Raw genomic sequence first — 16,474 nt, 5'->3', positions numbered from 1 at the left:
CTGGCGGAGCATATGGCAATAGGCCAACTTGCTCCGCCAAAGCCTTGGCGCAAAGGCGCTAATCAAACAGTTTTGGATGGGTGACGCAGTCAGGATCGCTTGAATGCGACCCGCTTCTAAAGCGACGCGATTAGAACCAGCTCGGCCCGCGTTTGGACAGGCGTGCCATGTTCGCTTGAGTGTGATGGCCGATGCGGGCCATTGATTCCGAAACCACCCGGTCAGGAGTATGCCCTTTCATCAGCGCGGTAAAAGCGGCGTGTCCCGCCTCAAGCACGGCCATCGGCTTTTCCTGCACCATGCGGACATTTTCATTTTCGGGAACATTCCAGAGCCCGGCAATGCCGGCTAGGCGCATCGCGATTACCGATTGCGCCTCAAAGCCAATTTTTGCTGCATCGAAACCGATACGGATCGCTTGAAGGGGGTCCATGTAGTGCCTCGCATTTTTTGCCATTGCAGGCCCGGAAATCCGAGACTTACACATCATTGTTAAAATATTGTGCCCTTTGTACCCGATCCGCCACCCCAATATGAAATTTACGTTGAGTCATGCACGATCAGATGAAAAACGCGCCTCATAAGACACAGTCGCGCCCCTCAGCACCAATTCGCCTTGATTTCACACCTTTGTGAGCCAAATTCGTCAGCAGTTCTTAGTGTTTGTTGTTTATTGTGCGCCTATGCAGTGACCCATGTGCATTGACTCCACCCGCCAAAGCGAACCATCCGGTTCAAAACCCGACGAACCTCGCACGAATGTGACCGAATTAACCGACGGACCCTATAAAATGATCAAACGCCTCCTCATTGCCATCGTGCTGCTCGTTCTCGTCGTGGGCGGGATCGTCGGCTACAATATGTTCCGCTCCAAGATGATCGCGCAATACTTTGCGACGATGAAGCAACCCCCCGTCGCGGTTTCCGTGAGCGAGGTAAAACCGATCACCTGGACGCCAGGGCTTGAGGCGATCGGAACAGCATCGGCAGCGCAAGGCACAGATCTGGCCGTCGAAATGGGCGGCACGGTGCAGGAAATCAATTTCAAATCCAATGACAAGGTCACGAAAGGTCAGCTTTTGCTGAAAATCGACGACCGGTCCGAGCGCGCCGATCTCGAAGCTGCGAATGCTGGATTGGATCTGGCGGAAACGTCTCTCAAGCGCGCGCGTGAACTGTCGCAGCGCGGCGTGTCGGCAACCTCGAACCTTGATCAAGCCGAGGCCACCGCGCAAGAAGCCCGCGCAAGCGTTGCAAAGCTGCAAGCAGTGCTTGAGAAAAAGCGCCTTGTTGCACCCTTTGACGGCGTGGTGGGTATTCCACAGGTAGAGCTGGGCCAATACGTGGCCACCGGTGCGACCTTTGCAACGCTGCAAGATCGCGACCACATGCGCGTCGATTTCACGCTGGCCGAACAGCAGGCGCGTCAAGCCGTGGTCGGTCAAGCCGTGGAAGTCACAACTGAAGATGGCACGCTTGATCTCAAGGGAGAAATCACTGGCGTGGAGCCCAAGATCGACGCCAATTCACGCCTTGTGACCCTGCGCGCCGATGTCGCCAATGACGATGAGCGCCTGACCCCGGGCCAATTCGTGCATGTCCGGGTGGTCCTTCCCGAGGAAAAGAACGTGATCGCGCTGCCGCAAACGGTCGTCAGCTCAAACCTTTATGGCGATTCGGTCTTTGTCGTGCGCAAGGAAACGCCTGAAGGCTCGGACAAGCCGCAACTGGTTGCCAAGCAGGTCTTCGTCACTTTGGGGCGTCGTTCTGGCACGCTGATCGAAATCACCAAGGGCCTGAAAGCGGGCGACTTGGTGGTGAATGCCGGACAGAACAAGCTGACCTCGGGCGCGACTGTGAGCATCGACAACACGATCTCGCCCGATCCGGATGCCCCGAGTCAGGCTGACGTGATGAAGGCGCTCGGTATGCCTGAAAGCACCGGCCAAGACGCCGCGAAATCGCAGTAAGGGGCGCTGAATATGAACGTCTCTGAAATCTTCATCCGCCGCCCCGTCTTGTCGATGGTGCTGGGTGCCTTCATGCTGCTGATCGGCGCGCAGGCCTATTTTAACCTGCCGGTGCGCGAATACCCAGAGGTCGAGGAAACGGTGGTCACCATCACCACCGCCTATCCCGGGGCCTCGCCGGAACTGATCCAAGGCTTTATCACCTCACCGATCGCGGCTGCGGTCGCCACGACCGAAAATGTCGATTACGTCACCACGCAATCGCGCCCCTCTGCGTCAGTGATCTCGGTTCATATGAAATTGGGCTCGAATTCCGACGCCGCGATGACCGAGGTTCTTTCCAAGGTGCAGCAGGTCAAGGGAGAGCTGCCAAGCGATGCCAAGGATCCGGTCATCGTCAAGGGCACGGGGCGTACATTCGCGCTGATGTATCTCGCCGCGATGAACCCCAACATGACGCCCGAGCAACTGACCGAATACCTCAATCGGGTCATCAAGCCGCGCATGTCCACGATCCCCGGCGTAGCCCAAACGCAGATTATCGGCGCGTCCGATTATGCAATGCGTATCTGGCTTGATCCCGACAAGCTGGCAGCCCGTCAGGTAACCGCCTCCGAAGTGCTTGGGGCCATTCGCGCATCCAACTTCCTGTCCGCACCGGGCAAGACGAAAAACGAATATGTCGCCCAGTCGATCACCCTGCAATCGACGCTGCAAACGCCTGAGGCTTTTGGCAAATTGCCGATCCGTTCTAACGGCGACGAAGTCGTACGTCTGCGCGATGTCGCCCGGATCGAGCTTTCAAAAGCCGCCGAAAACGAGATCGTCACCTTTGACGGCAAGCAAGGCACATTCCTTGGCATTTCGCCGACGCCCGCAGCCAACCCCTTGGATACAGCGGCAGCCGTGCGCAAGGAGCTGCCTGCGATCAACGCCACACTCCCCGAAGGCATGAAGATCGAACTGGTCTATGACTCCACCGAGACGATCTCGGCCTCGATCAAAGAGGTGTTCAAAACCATCGGCGAGGCAGTGGCGATCGTTGTGGTTGTGATCTTGCTGTTCCTCGGTTCGTTCCGCTCGGTCGCGATGCCCATCGTGACGATCCCGCTGTCGCTGATTGGCGTGCTTGGGGTGCTGATGGCGCTGGGTTATTCGATCAACTTGCTTACGCTGCTGGCAATGGTGCTGGCAATCGGTCTGGTGGTTGATGACGCTATTGTCGTGGTGGAAAACATCCACCGCCATATCGAGGACGGAATGAAACCGATCCCCGCCTCTGTGCAGGGCATGAAGGAAATCACGGGTCCTGTGGTTGCTATGACGATCACGCTGGCCGCCGTGATGACGCCTCTGGGCTTTACCGGCGGGTTGACGGGGCAGTTGTTCCGCGAGTTCGCATTTGCGCTGGCGGGGTCGGTGATCTTGTCGGGCATAATTGCCTTGACGATCACCCCGATGATGGCGGGCAGGCTACTGGTGCATGGCGACGCCAAAGGCTTCCAAGCCTTTGTAGATCGCAATTTCGAACGGCTATCGAACTGGTACGGGCGGCGCGTGGGGGGATCGCTTGATGTGCGCCCCGTGACGCTGCTGATCGTCGTCGCACTGATGGGTGTGACGGGCTTCATGCTGGTGAACACCTCAACCGAGCTGGCCCCGGACGAAGATAACGGCGCGCTATTTGCACTGCTAACAGGGCCGCAATACGCAACTACGGACTACACGCAAAAATACATCGACAAGATTGCCAAGGACACGGCTGGCATCCCCGAAGTGCGCACCGATTTCTCGATTGCAGGCTTTGGCGGGGCGACCAATTCGGGCATCTATATCTGGGCGCTCAAGGATTGGTCCGAACGCACCCGCAGCCAGAAAGAAATCCAGCAGGAAATCCAAGGCGATCTGGGTAAATCCACCGGACTCCAAGGCTTTGCCTTTGCGCCGCCCTCCCTGCCGGGCACGGGCGGGGGCTTGCCGATTTCGGTCGTGCTGCAATCGATCCATTCGTCCAAGCGCGTGGCCGAGGTCGCAGAGGAAATCAAGAACAAGGCACAGGCCTCGGGCAAGTTCATCATCGTGCAAAACTCGCTCAATTTTGATAGCCCGCAGGTGAGTGTGACTATCGACCGGGACCGCGCGGCGGCACTGAATGTGCCGGTGTCCGATATCGGGACAACATTGGGCCTGCTGGTGGGTGAGGCGTCAGTGGCGCAATTTGACCGCGATTCCAATAGCTACGATATCATCCCGCAGGTGCCGCAAAAATTCCGCGCCAACCCTGAAGAACTGGGGCGCTATTATGTGCGCGCGGCCAATGGTGCGATGGTGCCGCTCTCGGCGCTGGTCAAGATCGAAACCGGGGTGAATGCAGCCTCGATCGAACAGTTCAATCAGCTTAACTCGGCCACGATCACCGCCCTGCCCCTGCCCGGACAATCAACGGGGCAAGGGTTGCAAACAATCACCGACATCGCCGATCAGGTCATGCCCGAGGGCTTTTTCCTGAACTATTCGGGCCAGTCACGGATCGAGAAAAGTCAAGGCAACACGATCCTGATCGCCTTCGCTGCGGCTGTGCTGGTGATCTACCTGGTGCTTGCCGCGCAATTTGAAAGCTTCCGCGACCCCTTCATCATCTTGATGACCGTGCCGCTGGCGATCTTTGGCGCAGTGCTGCCGCTCAACCTTGGGTTGGGCACGCTCAACATCTACTCCGAGGTGGGGCTGATCACGTTGGTCGGGCTAATTACGAAACACGGCATTCTCATTGTCGAGTTCGCCAACCAGCAACGCGCGCAATCGGGACTGACACGGCGACAGGCAATTGTTAAGGCCGCCCAGACTCGTCTGCGTCCGGTCCTGATGACCACGGCGGCTATGGCGCTCGCCGTGGTGCCTTTGATCTTGGCAGAAGGGGCTGGCGCGGCTGCGCGCTCGGCCATGGGTATCGTGATCTTCTCGGGGCTGCTGATCGGGTCGATGTTCACGCTATTCATCGTGCCGATGTTTTACACCTTCATCTCGCCCTCGGACAAAGCTTGGGACGCAGCAGAAAAACGGCGCGTCGAAGCGGGCTAAACCGTTGCTCTACCTTCCGGACCGCGCGCGTGTTTGGCGCGCCCGGGACGCTCCGCGGGGAGTAATTTGAGCTAGATGAAAGGCGGTTTTTATTAACCCGGCTTTCATCCTGATTTGCTACCCTGTCAGAGCAGTACAGGCTGGAGAGCCGATGACTGCGCTAGGTGAAACGCGCCCCGCCTCCCTTACTCAGGCTTGGTGGGGTGCGTGACCGCCATTTCATCTAGCCAGAAATACTCCCGCCGGAGGCATGCTTTTTAGCAAAGGTGCGGGACGCGGCTTAGCGCTTAGCATCCTCCAAGATCATCGCCGCCGCCTTTTCGGCGATCATCATCGTGGGCGCGTTGGTATTGCCCGATGTGATCGCCGGCATGATCGACGCATCCGCGATGCGCAGCCCCTTGAGCGCCTTAAGCCGCAGCCGCTCATCAACAACCGCGCCATCATCCGCGCCCATCCGGCAGGTGCCGACGGGATGAAAGATCGTCGTGCCGATTTCACCCGCGGCGCGCACTAGATCGGCCTCGGTCTGATAGCTTGGGCCGGGTTTGTATTCCTCGGGGTGGAATTTCGAGAAAGCTGGCTGCTCGGTTACACGACGGACTTGCCGAATGGCTTGCGCAGCCACGCGCCGATCGCCCTCGGTTGAAAGGTAATTGGGTGCAATTGTGGGATGAGCGCGCCAATCTGGGCTGTTGATATGGATCGAGCCACGGCTTTCGGGGCGCAGATTGCACACGCTGGCTGTCATCGCTGGAAAGGGGTGAACCGCGTCGCCGAACTTATCAAGGCTGACGGGCTGGACATGATATTCCAGATCGGGCGTTTCCTTTTCGGGAAAGCTGCGTGTGAAAACCCCCGCTTGCGAAGGCGACATCGACATCGGCCCCGAACGGAACAACGCATATTCCATCCCGATCTTGGCTTTGCCCCATAGCGTTGAAGCCATCGTGTTCAGGCTTTTGACCCCATGAACCTTGTAAATCAACCGCAGTTGCAAATGGTCTTGCAGGTTTTCGCCCACGCCGTCCACTTCGGCAATTGACGTAATGCCATTATCGCTGAGCACATCGCCGCGCCCGATCCCGGACATCTCAAGGATTTGCACCGATCCGACCGAGCCCGCCGAGAGCACCACCTCGCCCGCACGCACCTCGCGGCTTTCGCCGTTCTGGTTATAGCGGATGCCGATCACCCGGCCCTCTTCGATCACCAGTCGTTCGACCTGCGCCCCCGTCTCAACGCGCAGATTGGGCCGCCCCATCGCTGGTTTGAGAAACGCTTTCACCGCGCTCCAGCGCCAGCCCTTTTTCTGGGTGACGTGAAAATAGCCGCCGCCCTCGTTTGTGCCGGTGTTGAAATCATCGGTGCGCGGGAAACCAGCCTGTTCGGCAGCCTCAAGAAACGCATCCAGCATATCCCAGCGCACGCGGGCTTTTTCGACGCGCAACTCGCCGCCCGCACCGTGCGAGTCACTGTCGCCTTCGTAGAAATCTTCCTGTTTTTTGAAAAGGGGCAACACATCATCCCAGCCCCAGCCGGTGCAACCGGCTTGACGCCACATGTCAAAATCTCGTGCCTGACCGCGCATGTAGATCATGCCGTTGATCGACGAGCAGCCGCCCAAAATACGCCCGCGCGGATACAGTAATTCGCGCCCGCCAAGGCCCGGATCGGGGGCGGTTTTATAGCCCCAATCGGTGCGCGGATTGCCGATGCAGTAGAGATACCCGACCGGAATATGCACCCAATGGTAATTGTCGCGCCCGCCTGCTTCGAGCAGAAGCACCCGATTTTTGGGGTCCGCCGAAAGCCGATTGGCCAAAACGCAGCCCGCGCTTCCCGCGCCCACTATAACGTAATCGAACTGATCCATGCGCCCCTCCCTGACATGCCTCCGGTGGCGAGTGTCGCAAGTGCTGCGCGCAGGAACAAGGGCCGCACCGGGCCAATCGCGCAAAACGAGTTTGCGAAAACGCCTGATCGGGGCTTGCCCCGGGGTGGGGGCATCCGATCTAAGACGTGAAAGTATCGGAGAAACCCTGTTGTTCGCCTATCGACTTTTGAGCAATCTGATCGCGCTGCCGGTTCTGCTGTGGCTGGTTTGGCGTGTGTTGCGGCGCTCGGAGAGCGGTGCGCAGGCGCGTCAGCGTCTTGGCGGCGGGGCGCGTGTTTCCAATGCGATTTGGGTGCACGCGGCCTCCAATGGCGAGTTGACCTCGGCACGCCCGTTGATCGAGGCGCTTTTGGCCGACGATCCCGCGCTGCGCGTGCTAATCACGACCAATACCGTGAGCGCGCAGGATCTGGCTCATAGCTGGAACGATGCGCGGATCATGGCGCGGATGGCACCGCTTGATCATCGCGCGGTGGTGGCCCGGTTTTTAAACAGCCATCGCCCGCGCGCGTTGATCATAGTGGAAAACGAGCTTTGGCCCAATCGCATGGTGCTGTCAGCGGCGCGTGGAATACCGGTGATAGTGATCGGCGCGCGCATGTCAGCGCGCTCGGGCGCGCGTTGGACCAAGACCGGCTTGGGGCGGCGGGTCGTCGCGCAGGTCAGCGCGCTTTCGGCGCAGGACAAGCAGTCGGAAGCACGGTTTCTTGCATTGGGCTTGGCGCCGGATCGCCTGCTGCCCTGCACCAACCTCAAGACCGCAACTGCGACACGCGAGGCCCTGCCGCTGGACTGGCCACGCGCGACTACCGTGCTGGCAGCCTCGACCCATGAGGGCGAGGAGGCGCAGGTGCTGGCCGCGTTCGCGCAGGCCCGCGCGCACCGTCCCGACTTGCGCCTGATCCTTGCGCCGCGTCACCCGCGCCGCGCCCCCGAGATCGCCGCGCTGATTGCCAAGGCGGGGCTGGCCCATACCACCCGCTCGATGGGTGATCCGCCCAGCGCCGAAGTCTATCTTGCCGACACGATGGGCGAGATGGACAATTGGTATGCCAGCGCCGGGATCTGTTTCGTGGGAGGCTCTCTGGTGGAAAAAGGCGGGCACACCCCGTTCGAACCCGCCGCCCATCACTGCGCCATCCTGCACGGCCCGCATGTCGAAAACTTCCGCGACGCTTACGCTACGCTTGATGAGCAAGGGGGTGCAGTACTGTGTAAAACCACCGCGGATCTTGCCGATGCGATGGCCACCATAAGCGCCGCTGATCAAACCAAATTAACGCAGGCCGCGACCACTGCATTAGGGCCAGCGGCAGATATTTCTGCCTTGGCTAGGGCCGTGCGCGCGCGGCTCTGAACGTGCCAAACCCCTTGCATTGCGGCGGATTTTGCTTATCTGCTGAGGTATCAGAACGGAGTTTCGTAAGATGATCCGCTACACTTTGCAATGCGATCAGGGCCATCGATTTGATAGTTGGTTCCCCTCGGCCGATGGGTTCGAGGCGCTTGCGACTGCTAGGCAACTTGACTGCGCAATCTGTGGTTCCACGGCGATCTCCAAAAGCCTGATGGCCCCGTCTGTGACGCCCGCGCGTGACAAGACGGTAAAATCCGAGGCTCCGGAACGCCCGCTGTCCACCCCGCAAAATGAAACCGAGCAGGCCCTCGCCATGATGCGTCGCCAGATTGAGAAAAATTCGGATTATGTCGGGGTAAATTTCGCCACCGAGGCGCGCGCGATGCATAGCGGCGACAGCCCCACCCGTGCGATCCACGGCGAGGCAAAGCTGGAAGAGGCGCGCAAAATGTTGGAAGAAGGGATACCCGTTCTCCCCCTGCCCTTCCTGAGCGGTCGCAAAACCAACTGAACCGTTTCAGCATCCAACGGTTGCACGTTGAAGGAGACACAATGCTCAATCCTGCCGATCAAGCCTTCGCGGTGCAGTTGACGCAGGCCGTCCCCGACTTGCGCATTGACGCCCCCGAGCCGCGCTATCTGCAAGAGCCGCGCGGCCGCCATCAGGGCAATGGCGGGCTGCTGGTGCGCCCTCAAAACACTGCGCAGGTGGTCGACGTTTTGCGCACCTGCAACGCTGCACGCGTCGGCGTGCTGCCCTATGGCGGGGGCACCGGGTTGGTTGGTGGGCAGATCATCGAAACCGGTCCTGCGCCGGTCATCTTGAGCCTTGAAAAGATGAATGCCGTGCGCGCGGTGACGGGCCATGTGCTTGAAATCGAGGCCGGGGCAACCCTGCAGGATGCCCATGACGCTGCCGAAACTGCGGGACGACTTTTTCCCCTGACCATCGCCAGCCAAGGCAGTGCGCAGATCGGCGGTGTGTTGGGCACCAATGCGGGCGGCGTGAACGTGCTGCGCTACGGCAATGCGCGCGAGCTGTGTCTGGGGGTTGAGGCGGTGCTGGCCGATGGCACGGTGATCTCGGGCCTGCGCCATCTGCGCAAGGACAATACGGGCTATGATCTCAAGGACGTGCTGATCGGATCCGAAGGCTCGCTTGGCGTTATTACGGCGGCCACGCTGCGGTTATTCCCGCGCCCCGCCGCGCTTGGCACGGCGATGATGGTGGTGCCCAATCCGGCCGCAGCGCTGGCCTTGCTGGAACTGGCCGAGGCGCGCATGCCCGGCTGCGTATCCGCGTTTGAACTGATCGCGGGGCAAGGTTTGGCGTTTCTCAATGCGGTCGGCCCGCAGGTGCATCAACCCTTTGCGCAGCGCCCCAAATGGTCGGTGCTGATAGAAATCGGCCTGCCCGAGGGCCTTGATCCGCAAGACGCGCTGGCGGGGCTATTTGAGGCCGCAGAGGGTCTTGTCAGCGACGGGGTGATTGCCAGTTCCGACACACAGCGCGCGCAGATGTGGGGCCTGCGCGAAAGCCTGCCCGAGGCGAACAAGCGTATCGGCTCAATCTCAAGCCACGACATTTCGCTACCCTTGCCCAAGCTTGCGGAATTCATCGGCACCGCACGCCGCGAACTGGCTGCGCTGGGGGACATGCGGATTAACTGCTTTGGTCATGTCGGCGATGGCAACCTGCATTTCAACGCTTTCCCCGCCGAAGGGCGCAACCGGGCGGAATACGAAAACCTGCGCGGGCGCGTGGCGCAGGTGGTCTATGATCTGGTGGATGGATTTGGAGGCTCGATCTCGGCAGAACACGGGATCGGGCGGGTGAAAGTGCGCGATCTGGAACGCTACGCAGACCCCGGCAAGCTGATCGCGATGCGCGCCATCAAGGCCGCGCTTGACCCGAACGGCATCTTGAACCCCGGCGCGGTGCTGGCGCAAAACTGAATGCACCCCGTCAGATCACTCTGACGAGGTGCAGCGCTTTGGTTCACGTGTTTGCAAGCAGCCGAACCATCAGCCCTGCATAGCTATCCGTGATTCCCATTGAGATTTGGTTAAGCGCCGTCGAACTCGCACAGAACATGCACATTCATTCCCAGTTTCTCCAGCAGCTTGCGCCCTCCCAATTCCGGCAGATCGACGATGAACGAACAGCCCACAATCTCACCCCCCACGCGCTCGATCAGCTTGATCCCGGCCCCGCAAGTGCCCCCCGTTGCCAGCAGATCATCGACGATCAGCACCTTTTCGCCGGGTTGGATCGCGTCCTCATGCATCTCCATCACCGCCTCGCCATATTCCAGTTTATAGGCCTGCGAGATCGTCTGGCCAGGCAGCTTACCCTTCTTGCGGATCGGCACGAAGCCCTTGGAAAGTTGATGCGCAATTGCGCCACCCAGAATAAACCCGCGCGCCTCAAGCCCGACGATCTTGTCGATCTGCTGGCCCGCCCACGGGTGCAGCATCTGATCAATTGCCATGCGAAACCCGCGTGGATCGGCAAACAGCGTGGTGACATCGCGAAACATGATCCCCTCATGGGGAAAATCGGCGATGGTGCGGATGTAATCTTTGACAGTTTTGGTCTGGGGGCTCATCTGATCAGGCTCCGAATTGGGGTTTGGCCACCATTAGCCAGAAAACGCCGAGAAGGCCAAGAAAAGCAGGCCAGCCCAGCGCAAACCAGAGGCGATAGTGCCGCAGGGCGCGGGCGGGCAGCGGCTGGCCCGTTTGCAATGCGGTGTCTGCGAGATCGCGGATCTGCATTTGCAGGCGCACCACCGGAACCCAGCAGAGAAACGCCAAAACATAGAGCGCATAGCTTGCCAGCAACCACGGCTCGCTCAGCGACCACCCCTGTAGCAAGATCAACCACAGTCCCGTCAGCGGCTGCAAGATGCCCGCAGGTGTGGTGAATATCCAATCGGCCACGACAACACCCGAGGCCACCGAATGGATCGTCTCGACGCGGCGCGTGCGGATCGCCCAAACCATCTGGAAAGCCGTGCCGATGCCAGTGCCGAACAACACCGTCGAGGATAAGATGTGCAGCCATTTGCCGATCAGATACCAGTCCATCAGCGCTCATCCACAAGGGCGAGATGGATCAGAAGCAGCGCAAGCACCGGCAGGTTTTTCAGCATCCCGCCAATCGGATCCAGCCAGAGGCCGGGCGACAGGATCGACAGGCCAAGCGTATATCCGGCAACGACCAGAAACTGAGCGATGGCCGTCGCCTTTGGCTGCCAATTGGTCAACAGCGCCACGCCGATCGCCGGATCAACCACGCCACCACTGCGCGCCAGTGGCATCGCGATGGCGGCGGGCAGGCTTGGCACCGTGGCGATCACCGCCATCATCGGGGCCATTAGCCCGACCACGCCCGAGCCAAGCCACATCACCGCCAGCACAAGCCGGGTCAGCGGCTTGAGCAGATAAAGCCGCGCGTGCCACAAATCTTGCGTGCCTGCGGGACGCGCGGCGATGAACGCGGTTGCGCTGCGCGGACGTTTTGAGATGGCTTGCAGCAGATCGGTCGGGTCGGCCAAAACTCCCGCATCAAGCTGCGCCACCGCCGTGGAGGAGATCGGCCCAAGCGCCAGCCAATCGCCAAGCCGCCCCAGCACGCGGGCGACCGGGCTGGGTAAGCACAACTCGGGCACAGCGCGCAGCCCCAGCCAGCGCCGATACATCGCGCCAAGCTGCGATTGGCTCAGTGTCTCGGGGCCACCGATGTCATAGGGACCGAAACCGGGCGGGGTGCTCAGACACTCAAAAATCACCGTTGCCAGATCGCTGGCATGGACCGGGTTGAACGGTTGCGTGCCAGTGCCAACCACCGGACGCAGAAACGGCAGCGCCGCAAAGGCGCGCAGGGCGGATGAGCCGCCATATGACGTCTCACCCAGCACCAGACCGGGGCGCAGGACGGTCACGTTTGATTGACCCGTCAGCCGCGCCTCGCCTTCGCGACGCCACTGGGCAAACGGCGTATCAGCGTGATCAATTCCTACGGCGGAAATATGAACCAGATGCCCACCATCACGCGCCGCAAGAACGGCCTTGGGGGCGCATATGTGCACCGTGCGAAACGCGGTCTCGGGCCCGGTTAAGAGTCCTGCGCAGTTTACCACATGCACCCCGCCTGCCAAACGCGAGCGCCAAAACGCGGGGTCATGGGTTTGCGGATCGCCTAAATCAGCGCGCAGCGTGGCAAAACCCATCTGCTCAAGCCGCGAGACGCAGCGCGCGCAGGCGATCACCTCAACCCCTTGACCCCGCAAGAAGAAGGCGACGTGACGGCCAATAAACCCGTCCGCGCCCAGCAGCAGAACTTTCACAAGACGCGACCTGCCACGGTTTTCAACTTCGCCATTATCGCAGGATCGCGCTTGGCCGGAGCGGTCATAATCGCGCTATCAAGCGCATGAGAGCACCCCTCGCTGCAATCGCTGACAGGCCCCGCCAAAAGCGCGGGCAGCGCGGTCACGAGGTCACGCGCCTTGGACGCATTTTTCTGCGCCACCGCAATCACTTGGGCCACATCCACCGCGTCGTGGTCGGGATGCCAGCAATCGTAATCGGTGATCATCGCGATGCAGGCATAGCAAATCTCGGCTTCACGGGCGAGCTTGGCCTCTGGCATGCCGGTCATGCCAATCACATCCGCACCCCAACTGCGATACAGCTCGCTCTCCGCCTTGGTCGAGAACTGCGGCCCTTCCATCGCAATGTAGGTGCCGCCTTGATGCACGCGCACGCGGATTGATTGCGCGGCGGTTGCGCATTGACCCGCGAGGCGCGCACAGACCGGATGCGCCACCGAAACATGGCCAACTAAACCGGGGCCAAAGAACGATTTTTCACGCGCAAAAGTGCGGTCGATATATTGATCCACGATCAGGAAATCGCCAGGCGCATAGGCCTCTCTCAGCGAACCAACAGCCGACACAGCGACCAGATCGGTCACGCCAAGCTGTTTCATCGCGTCGATATTGGCGCGGTAGGGCACAGTCGTAGGCGTGTGCACGTGGCCCCGCCCGTGACGCGGCAAGAATGCCATTTTGACGCCATTCAAAGCACCCGTCAAAACCTGATCCGAGGGCGCGCCCCACGGCGTTTCCAGACTGACCCAAGTGGCATCTTCCAGCCCGTCGATTTCATAAAGGCCCGAGCCGCCGATCACCCCGATCATCCTGTCCATTCCGCAAATCCCTTGGCTGTCATTTGATGTCGACGCGAGCCTATGCGCAGCGGGCGCGCGATAAAAGGGGATTGCGGCACCGTGATGAGCAGTCTATCGGCGCTCAGGGGCGCAGCGATTGCGCGAGGGGGTTGGCAGTGGAAAATATACGCGGATCGATCCTGATGGTGGCGGCGATGGCGGCCTTCTCGATGGAGGATATGTTCGTCAAATCCGCCGCCTCCCATGTCGCGGTCGGGATCGTTTTGATGATCTTTGGCCTTGGCGGTATGGCAGTGTTTGCCACGCTGGTTGCGGCGCGCGGGCAGTCGTTAGGGCATCGCGCAATCTTGTCCCCGCCGATGCTGATCAAGCTATGTTTGGAAGTGGTGGGGCGGCTTGGCTACACGTTGGGCATCGCGCTGACGCCTTTGACGAACGCCTCGACGATCTTGCAAGCAACCCCGCTTGTCGTCGTCGCAGGCGCAGCGATTGTTTTTTCCGAGCGCGTCTCGGCGCGGCGCTGGATTGCTATCGGGATCGGATTTCTCGGCGTGCTGATCGTGTTGCGGCCGGGGCTTGAGGGGTTTGTGCCAGCCGCTATGTGGACTGTGCTGGGCATGTTTGGCTTTGCGGGGCGCGATTTGGCCACCCGAGCCTGCCCACCCGTTTTGTCAAATTTCCAGCTTAGCTTTTACGGCTTTGCAATGCTGGTGCCGACCGGCGCGCTGATTTTGGCGATCACCGGGGGGGCTGGCCTGCCCGACGGGGTCGCGCTGCGCGATATCGCGGGCGCGGTGTGTTTTGGCACCTTCGCATATTGGGCGCTGACCAAGGCGATGCGCATGGGCGAGGTCTCGGTCATAACGCCGTTCCGCTACACGCGGTTGATTTTTGCGCTGATCCTTGGCGCTTTGGTCTTTGGCGAGCGCCCCGATGGCGCGATGATCATCGGCTCGGTTCTGATTGTGGCAAGCGGGCTATATACGTTGCTGGAACAGCGCCACGCGCGCCGGTTGGCTTAATCGGGCCGCTTCATTTCGAACAGATCGCTCACGGCAGCATAATCGTGATAGCCCAGCCGAGACAGCCGGTCGGCGGGCAGATAGCGACCATCGTGCAGACAGGCGTCTTGAATGTGGATGCCCGTCACCTCGCCATGCACAAGAAAATTGGCCTGCCCGAGCAGCTTAATCACCTGCACCACGCGACATTCCAGTGCCGCGGGAGCCTGTGCCACACGCGGGCAGATAATTGTTTCGCACTCGGCCTTTTCAATCCCGCATTGCGTAAACTCATCCGTGCCAGCAGGGAAATTCGCGCAAGAGGCATTCATCTGATCTTTCAGCGCCGAGGTCACGAGGTTCACGCAAAACACCCCCGATTCACGCAACTGCGCCACGCTGTCCTTAGTGCCCTCGCGATCCGGTTTCACCCCGGTCGAGGCAAAGATTACCTGCGGCGGCGTATAGGCGACCGCGTTAAAAAATGAATACGGCGCAAGGTTGTCGCCCAACGCCGCTCGCGTGGAGATCCACGCAATCGGACGGGGGGCAACAATGGCGTTGAACGGGTTATGCGGTAGGCCATGGCCATCTTGGGGTCGGTAAAACATCGTCACTCCTATTTGATCCCGAACTTAGCGCGTGATACCGCCTCTGACAGGGTAAAAGGGCATGCGCGATGTATCAGCTCGAAGAAGAGACTGACGGGGACTGGTGGGAGGTAGAGGCGCTGTATGACCTGTGCTTTGCGCCCGGTCGCACGGCGCTGTCGTCTTACCGGCTGCGCGATGGCGTCGATAAGGTGCGCCCGCTGTGCCTGACCCTGCGCCAAGACGGTATTCTGTCCGCTGTGATCCGTTATTGGCCAGTGCGGGTCGGCGAGGCGCAGGTGTTGCTTCTTGGGCCGATTGCCGTGCACCCGACGCGCCAAGGCGAGGGCTTGGGAGGCTTGTTGATACATGAAAGCCTGACCGAGGCGCATCGGCTGGGATGGGAACGTGTGCTGCTGGTGGGCGATGCGCCCTATTACGCGCGCTTTGGCTTTGAGCGCCTTGAGGGCGTCGAGATGCCGCCGCCCACAAACCCGGATCGCGTCTTGGGTCTTGAACTGGTGCCGGGGGCTTGGGAGCATGTGCGCGGCCTGGTCGAGAAAGCCAGATAATTGCCGAACCGCCCCAGCGGCCCCATATATGGGGTTAAGACATGGAGGCTTTGATGGCAGAGATTCTTCCCCCGGTAACCGATCCGGTCCTACTCAAGCAAATCGACGCGCTGGCCAAACGCCACCGTGCTGCGGGCGGCGTGGTGATGCATCTGATTGGCTATATCGGCAGCTCTGCCGAAAGCCTGTTGGGCAAGCTGCCCGGCCCGGTCCGCTCGGGGCTTGAAGGCGCGACAGAGCACGCTTTGTCTGGTGCGATGGTGGCGGCGGAACGCTCGCGCGGGATCGTGGCGGATCGCCCCGACTGGATGAACCGCACGCTCACGGCGGCGATGGGGGCGGCGGGCGGCGCTGGCGGGCTTGGCAGTTCGCTGGCGGAATTGCCCTTTACCGTGACAATGCTGCTGCGCGCGATTCAAGGGATCGCGGCAGAACACGGGTTTGATCCGTCTTCCGAGGAGGTGCGGGTGGAATGTTTGCGCGTTTTCGCCTCGGCGGGGCCGCTTGATGATGATGACGGGATGGATCTAAGCTTTCTGGCCGCGCGTACCACGATCACCGGACCAAGCCTGAAATCGCTTGTCGCCAAGGTCGCGCCGCGCCTGTCCGCCGTTCTGGGCCAAAAACTTGCCGCGCAAGCCGCCCCTGTTTTGGGCGCGGTGGCGGGCGCTGCGGTGAATTATTCCTTCACCAGCTATTATCAAGAAATCGCGCGGGTGCATTTCGGGTTGAAACGGCTGGCACGTGACAGCGGCGCGGATGAAGGCGTGTTGCGCGAAGAACTGGTAGCGCGGCTGTCAAAAAATTAA

15 protein-coding genes are annotated in these 16,474 nt (G+C 60.5%); 8 read left to right on the top strand and 7 right to left on the bottom strand.

Annotation, left to right across the window (positions count from 1 at the left end):
• Positions 1–130 precede the first annotated feature (130 nt).
• Entirely contained in the window at positions 131–433 is a 303-nt protein-coding gene (locus tag ACN0SD_RS11730; protein WP_417808430.1) for an antifreeze protein, read from the bottom strand.
• Positions 434–791: 358 nt separating this feature from the next.
• On the opposite strand from ACN0SD_RS11730, the gene ACN0SD_RS11725 reads away from it, so the two are divergent.
• A complete protein-coding gene (locus tag ACN0SD_RS11725; protein ID WP_417808429.1) occupies positions 792–1,970 on the top strand; it encodes an efflux RND transporter periplasmic adaptor subunit in 1,179 nt (392 codons plus the stop codon).
• Between the two features lie 12 nt (positions 1,971–1,982).
• Positions 1,983–5,051 carry an efflux RND transporter permease subunit gene (locus tag ACN0SD_RS11720; protein WP_417808428.1) on the top strand — a complete coding sequence of 1,023 codons (3,069 nt, stop codon included), beginning with the start codon at positions 1,983–1,985 and terminating at the stop codon, positions 5,049–5,051.
• Between the two features lie 280 nt (positions 5,052–5,331).
• On the opposite strand, the gene ACN0SD_RS11715 is transcribed toward ACN0SD_RS11720, so the two are convergent.
• Complete coding sequence (locus ACN0SD_RS11715) at positions 5,332–6,927, bottom strand: GMC family oxidoreductase (RefSeq protein ID WP_417808427.1); 1,596 nt, start codon at positions 6,925–6,927, stop codon at positions 5,332–5,334.
• Between the two features lie 169 nt (positions 6,928–7,096).
• On the opposite strand from ACN0SD_RS11715, the gene ACN0SD_RS11710 reads away from it, so the two are divergent.
• The 3 genes from ACN0SD_RS11710 (at position 7,097) to ACN0SD_RS11700 (ending at position 10,261) form a co-directional block, all read left to right on the top strand.
• Positions 7,097–8,305, top strand: a complete 1,209-nt coding sequence (locus ACN0SD_RS11710; protein ID WP_417808426.1) for a 3-deoxy-D-manno-octulosonic acid transferase — start codon at positions 7,097–7,099, stop codon at positions 8,303–8,305.
• Between the two features lie 70 nt (positions 8,306–8,375).
• On the top strand, positions 8,376–8,816 hold the full coding sequence (locus tag ACN0SD_RS11705; RefSeq protein ID WP_417808425.1) for a DUF1178 family protein: 441 nt from the start codon (positions 8,376–8,378) through the stop codon (positions 8,814–8,816).
• 41 nt (positions 8,817–8,857) lie between these two features.
• Entirely contained in the window at positions 8,858–10,261 is a 1,404-nt protein-coding gene (locus ACN0SD_RS11700) for an FAD-binding oxidoreductase (protein WP_417808424.1), read from the top strand.
• Between the two features lie 110 nt (positions 10,262–10,371).
• Here ACN0SD_RS11700 and ACN0SD_RS11695 read toward each other — a convergent pair whose 3' ends face one another.
• The 4 genes from ACN0SD_RS11695 to ACN0SD_RS11680 are packed head-to-tail and all read right to left on the bottom strand — an operon-like array spanning position 10,372 to position 13,520.
• Complete coding sequence (locus ACN0SD_RS11695) at positions 10,372–10,914, bottom strand: adenine phosphoribosyltransferase (RefSeq protein WP_417808423.1); 543 nt, start codon at positions 10,912–10,914, stop codon at positions 10,372–10,374.
• A 4-nt stretch (positions 10,915–10,918) separates the two neighbouring features.
• Entirely contained in the window at positions 10,919–11,395 is a 477-nt protein-coding gene (locus ACN0SD_RS11690) for a DUF2269 family protein (RefSeq protein ID WP_417808422.1), read from the bottom strand.
• On the bottom strand, positions 11,395–12,657 hold the full coding sequence (locus ACN0SD_RS11685) for an SDR family oxidoreductase (protein ID WP_417808421.1): 1,263 nt from the start codon (positions 12,655–12,657) through the stop codon (positions 11,395–11,397). Before ACN0SD_RS11685 ends, ACN0SD_RS11690 begins: the two co-directional genes overlap by 1 nt.
• Positions 12,654–13,520, bottom strand: a complete 867-nt coding sequence (locus tag ACN0SD_RS11680) for an S-methyl-5'-thioadenosine phosphorylase (RefSeq protein ID WP_417808420.1) — start codon at positions 13,518–13,520, stop codon at positions 12,654–12,656. The genes ACN0SD_RS11685 and ACN0SD_RS11680 overlap by 4 nt, the downstream gene beginning before the upstream one ends.
• 137 nt (positions 13,521–13,657) lie before the next feature.
• Here ACN0SD_RS11680 and ACN0SD_RS11675 point away from each other — a divergent pair, with 137 nt between their 5' ends.
• Entirely contained in the window at positions 13,658–14,524 is an 867-nt protein-coding gene (locus ACN0SD_RS11675; protein WP_417808419.1) for a DMT family transporter, read from the top strand.
• Here ACN0SD_RS11675 and ACN0SD_RS11670 read toward each other — a convergent pair.
• Positions 14,521–15,114 (bottom strand): flavin reductase family protein, encoded by a 594-nt coding sequence (locus ACN0SD_RS11670; protein ID WP_417808418.1) that lies wholly within the window; start codon positions 15,112–15,114, stop codon positions 14,521–14,523. The genes ACN0SD_RS11675 and ACN0SD_RS11670 overlap by 4 nt on opposite strands.
• 68 nt (positions 15,115–15,182) lie before the next feature.
• On the opposite strand from ACN0SD_RS11670, the gene ACN0SD_RS11665 reads away from it, so the two are divergent.
• On the top strand, positions 15,183–15,665 hold the full coding sequence (locus ACN0SD_RS11665; RefSeq protein WP_417808417.1) for a GNAT family N-acetyltransferase: 483 nt from the start codon (positions 15,183–15,185) through the stop codon (positions 15,663–15,665).
• Positions 15,666–15,718: 53 nt separating this feature from the next.
• Entirely contained in the window at positions 15,719–16,474 is a 756-nt protein-coding gene (locus ACN0SD_RS11660; RefSeq protein ID WP_417808416.1) for an EcsC family protein, read from the top strand.

Origin of the sequence: Thioclava sp. (assembly GCF_048263065.1) — a bacterium.
Classification (GTDB): Bacteria; Pseudomonadota; Alphaproteobacteria; order Rhodobacterales; family Rhodobacteraceae; genus Thioclava.
This window is presented reverse-complemented; position numbering and strand designations above follow the sequence as displayed.

Coding starts and splice junctions, on each gene's coding strand:
- ACN0SD_RS11730 (WP_417808430.1), bottom strand. CDS start 433: ATGGACCCCCTTCAAGCGATCCGTATCGGTTTCGATGCAGCAAAAATT.
- ACN0SD_RS11725 (WP_417808429.1), top strand. CDS start 792: ATGATCAAACGCCTCCTCATTGCCATCGTGCTGCTCGTTCTCGTCGTG.
- ACN0SD_RS11720 (WP_417808428.1), top strand. CDS start 1,983: ATGAACGTCTCTGAAATCTTCATCCGCCGCCCCGTCTTGTCGATGGTG.
- ACN0SD_RS11715 (WP_417808427.1), bottom strand. CDS start 6,927: ATGGATCAGTTCGATTACGTTATAGTGGGCGCGGGAAGCGCGGGCTGC.
- ACN0SD_RS11705 (WP_417808425.1), top strand. CDS start 8,376: ATGATCCGCTACACTTTGCAATGCGATCAGGGCCATCGATTTGATAGT.
- ACN0SD_RS11700 (WP_417808424.1), top strand. CDS start 8,858: ATGCTCAATCCTGCCGATCAAGCCTTCGCGGTGCAGTTGACGCAGGCC.
- ACN0SD_RS11695 (WP_417808423.1), bottom strand. CDS start 10,914: ATGAGCCCCCAGACCAAAACTGTCAAAGATTACATCCGCACCATCGCC.
- ACN0SD_RS11690 (WP_417808422.1), bottom strand. CDS start 11,395: ATGGACTGGTATCTGATCGGCAAATGGCTGCACATCTTATCCTCGACG.
- ACN0SD_RS11680 (WP_417808420.1), bottom strand. CDS start 13,520: ATGGACAGGATGATCGGGGTGATCGGCGGCTCGGGCCTTTATGAAATC.
- ACN0SD_RS11670 (WP_417808418.1), bottom strand. CDS start 15,114: ATGTTTTACCGACCCCAAGATGGCCATGGCCTACCGCATAACCCGTTC.
- ACN0SD_RS11665 (WP_417808417.1), top strand. CDS start 15,183: ATGTATCAGCTCGAAGAAGAGACTGACGGGGACTGGTGGGAGGTAGAG.
- ACN0SD_RS11660 (WP_417808416.1), top strand. CDS start 15,719: ATGGCAGAGATTCTTCCCCCGGTAACCGATCCGGTCCTACTCAAGCAA.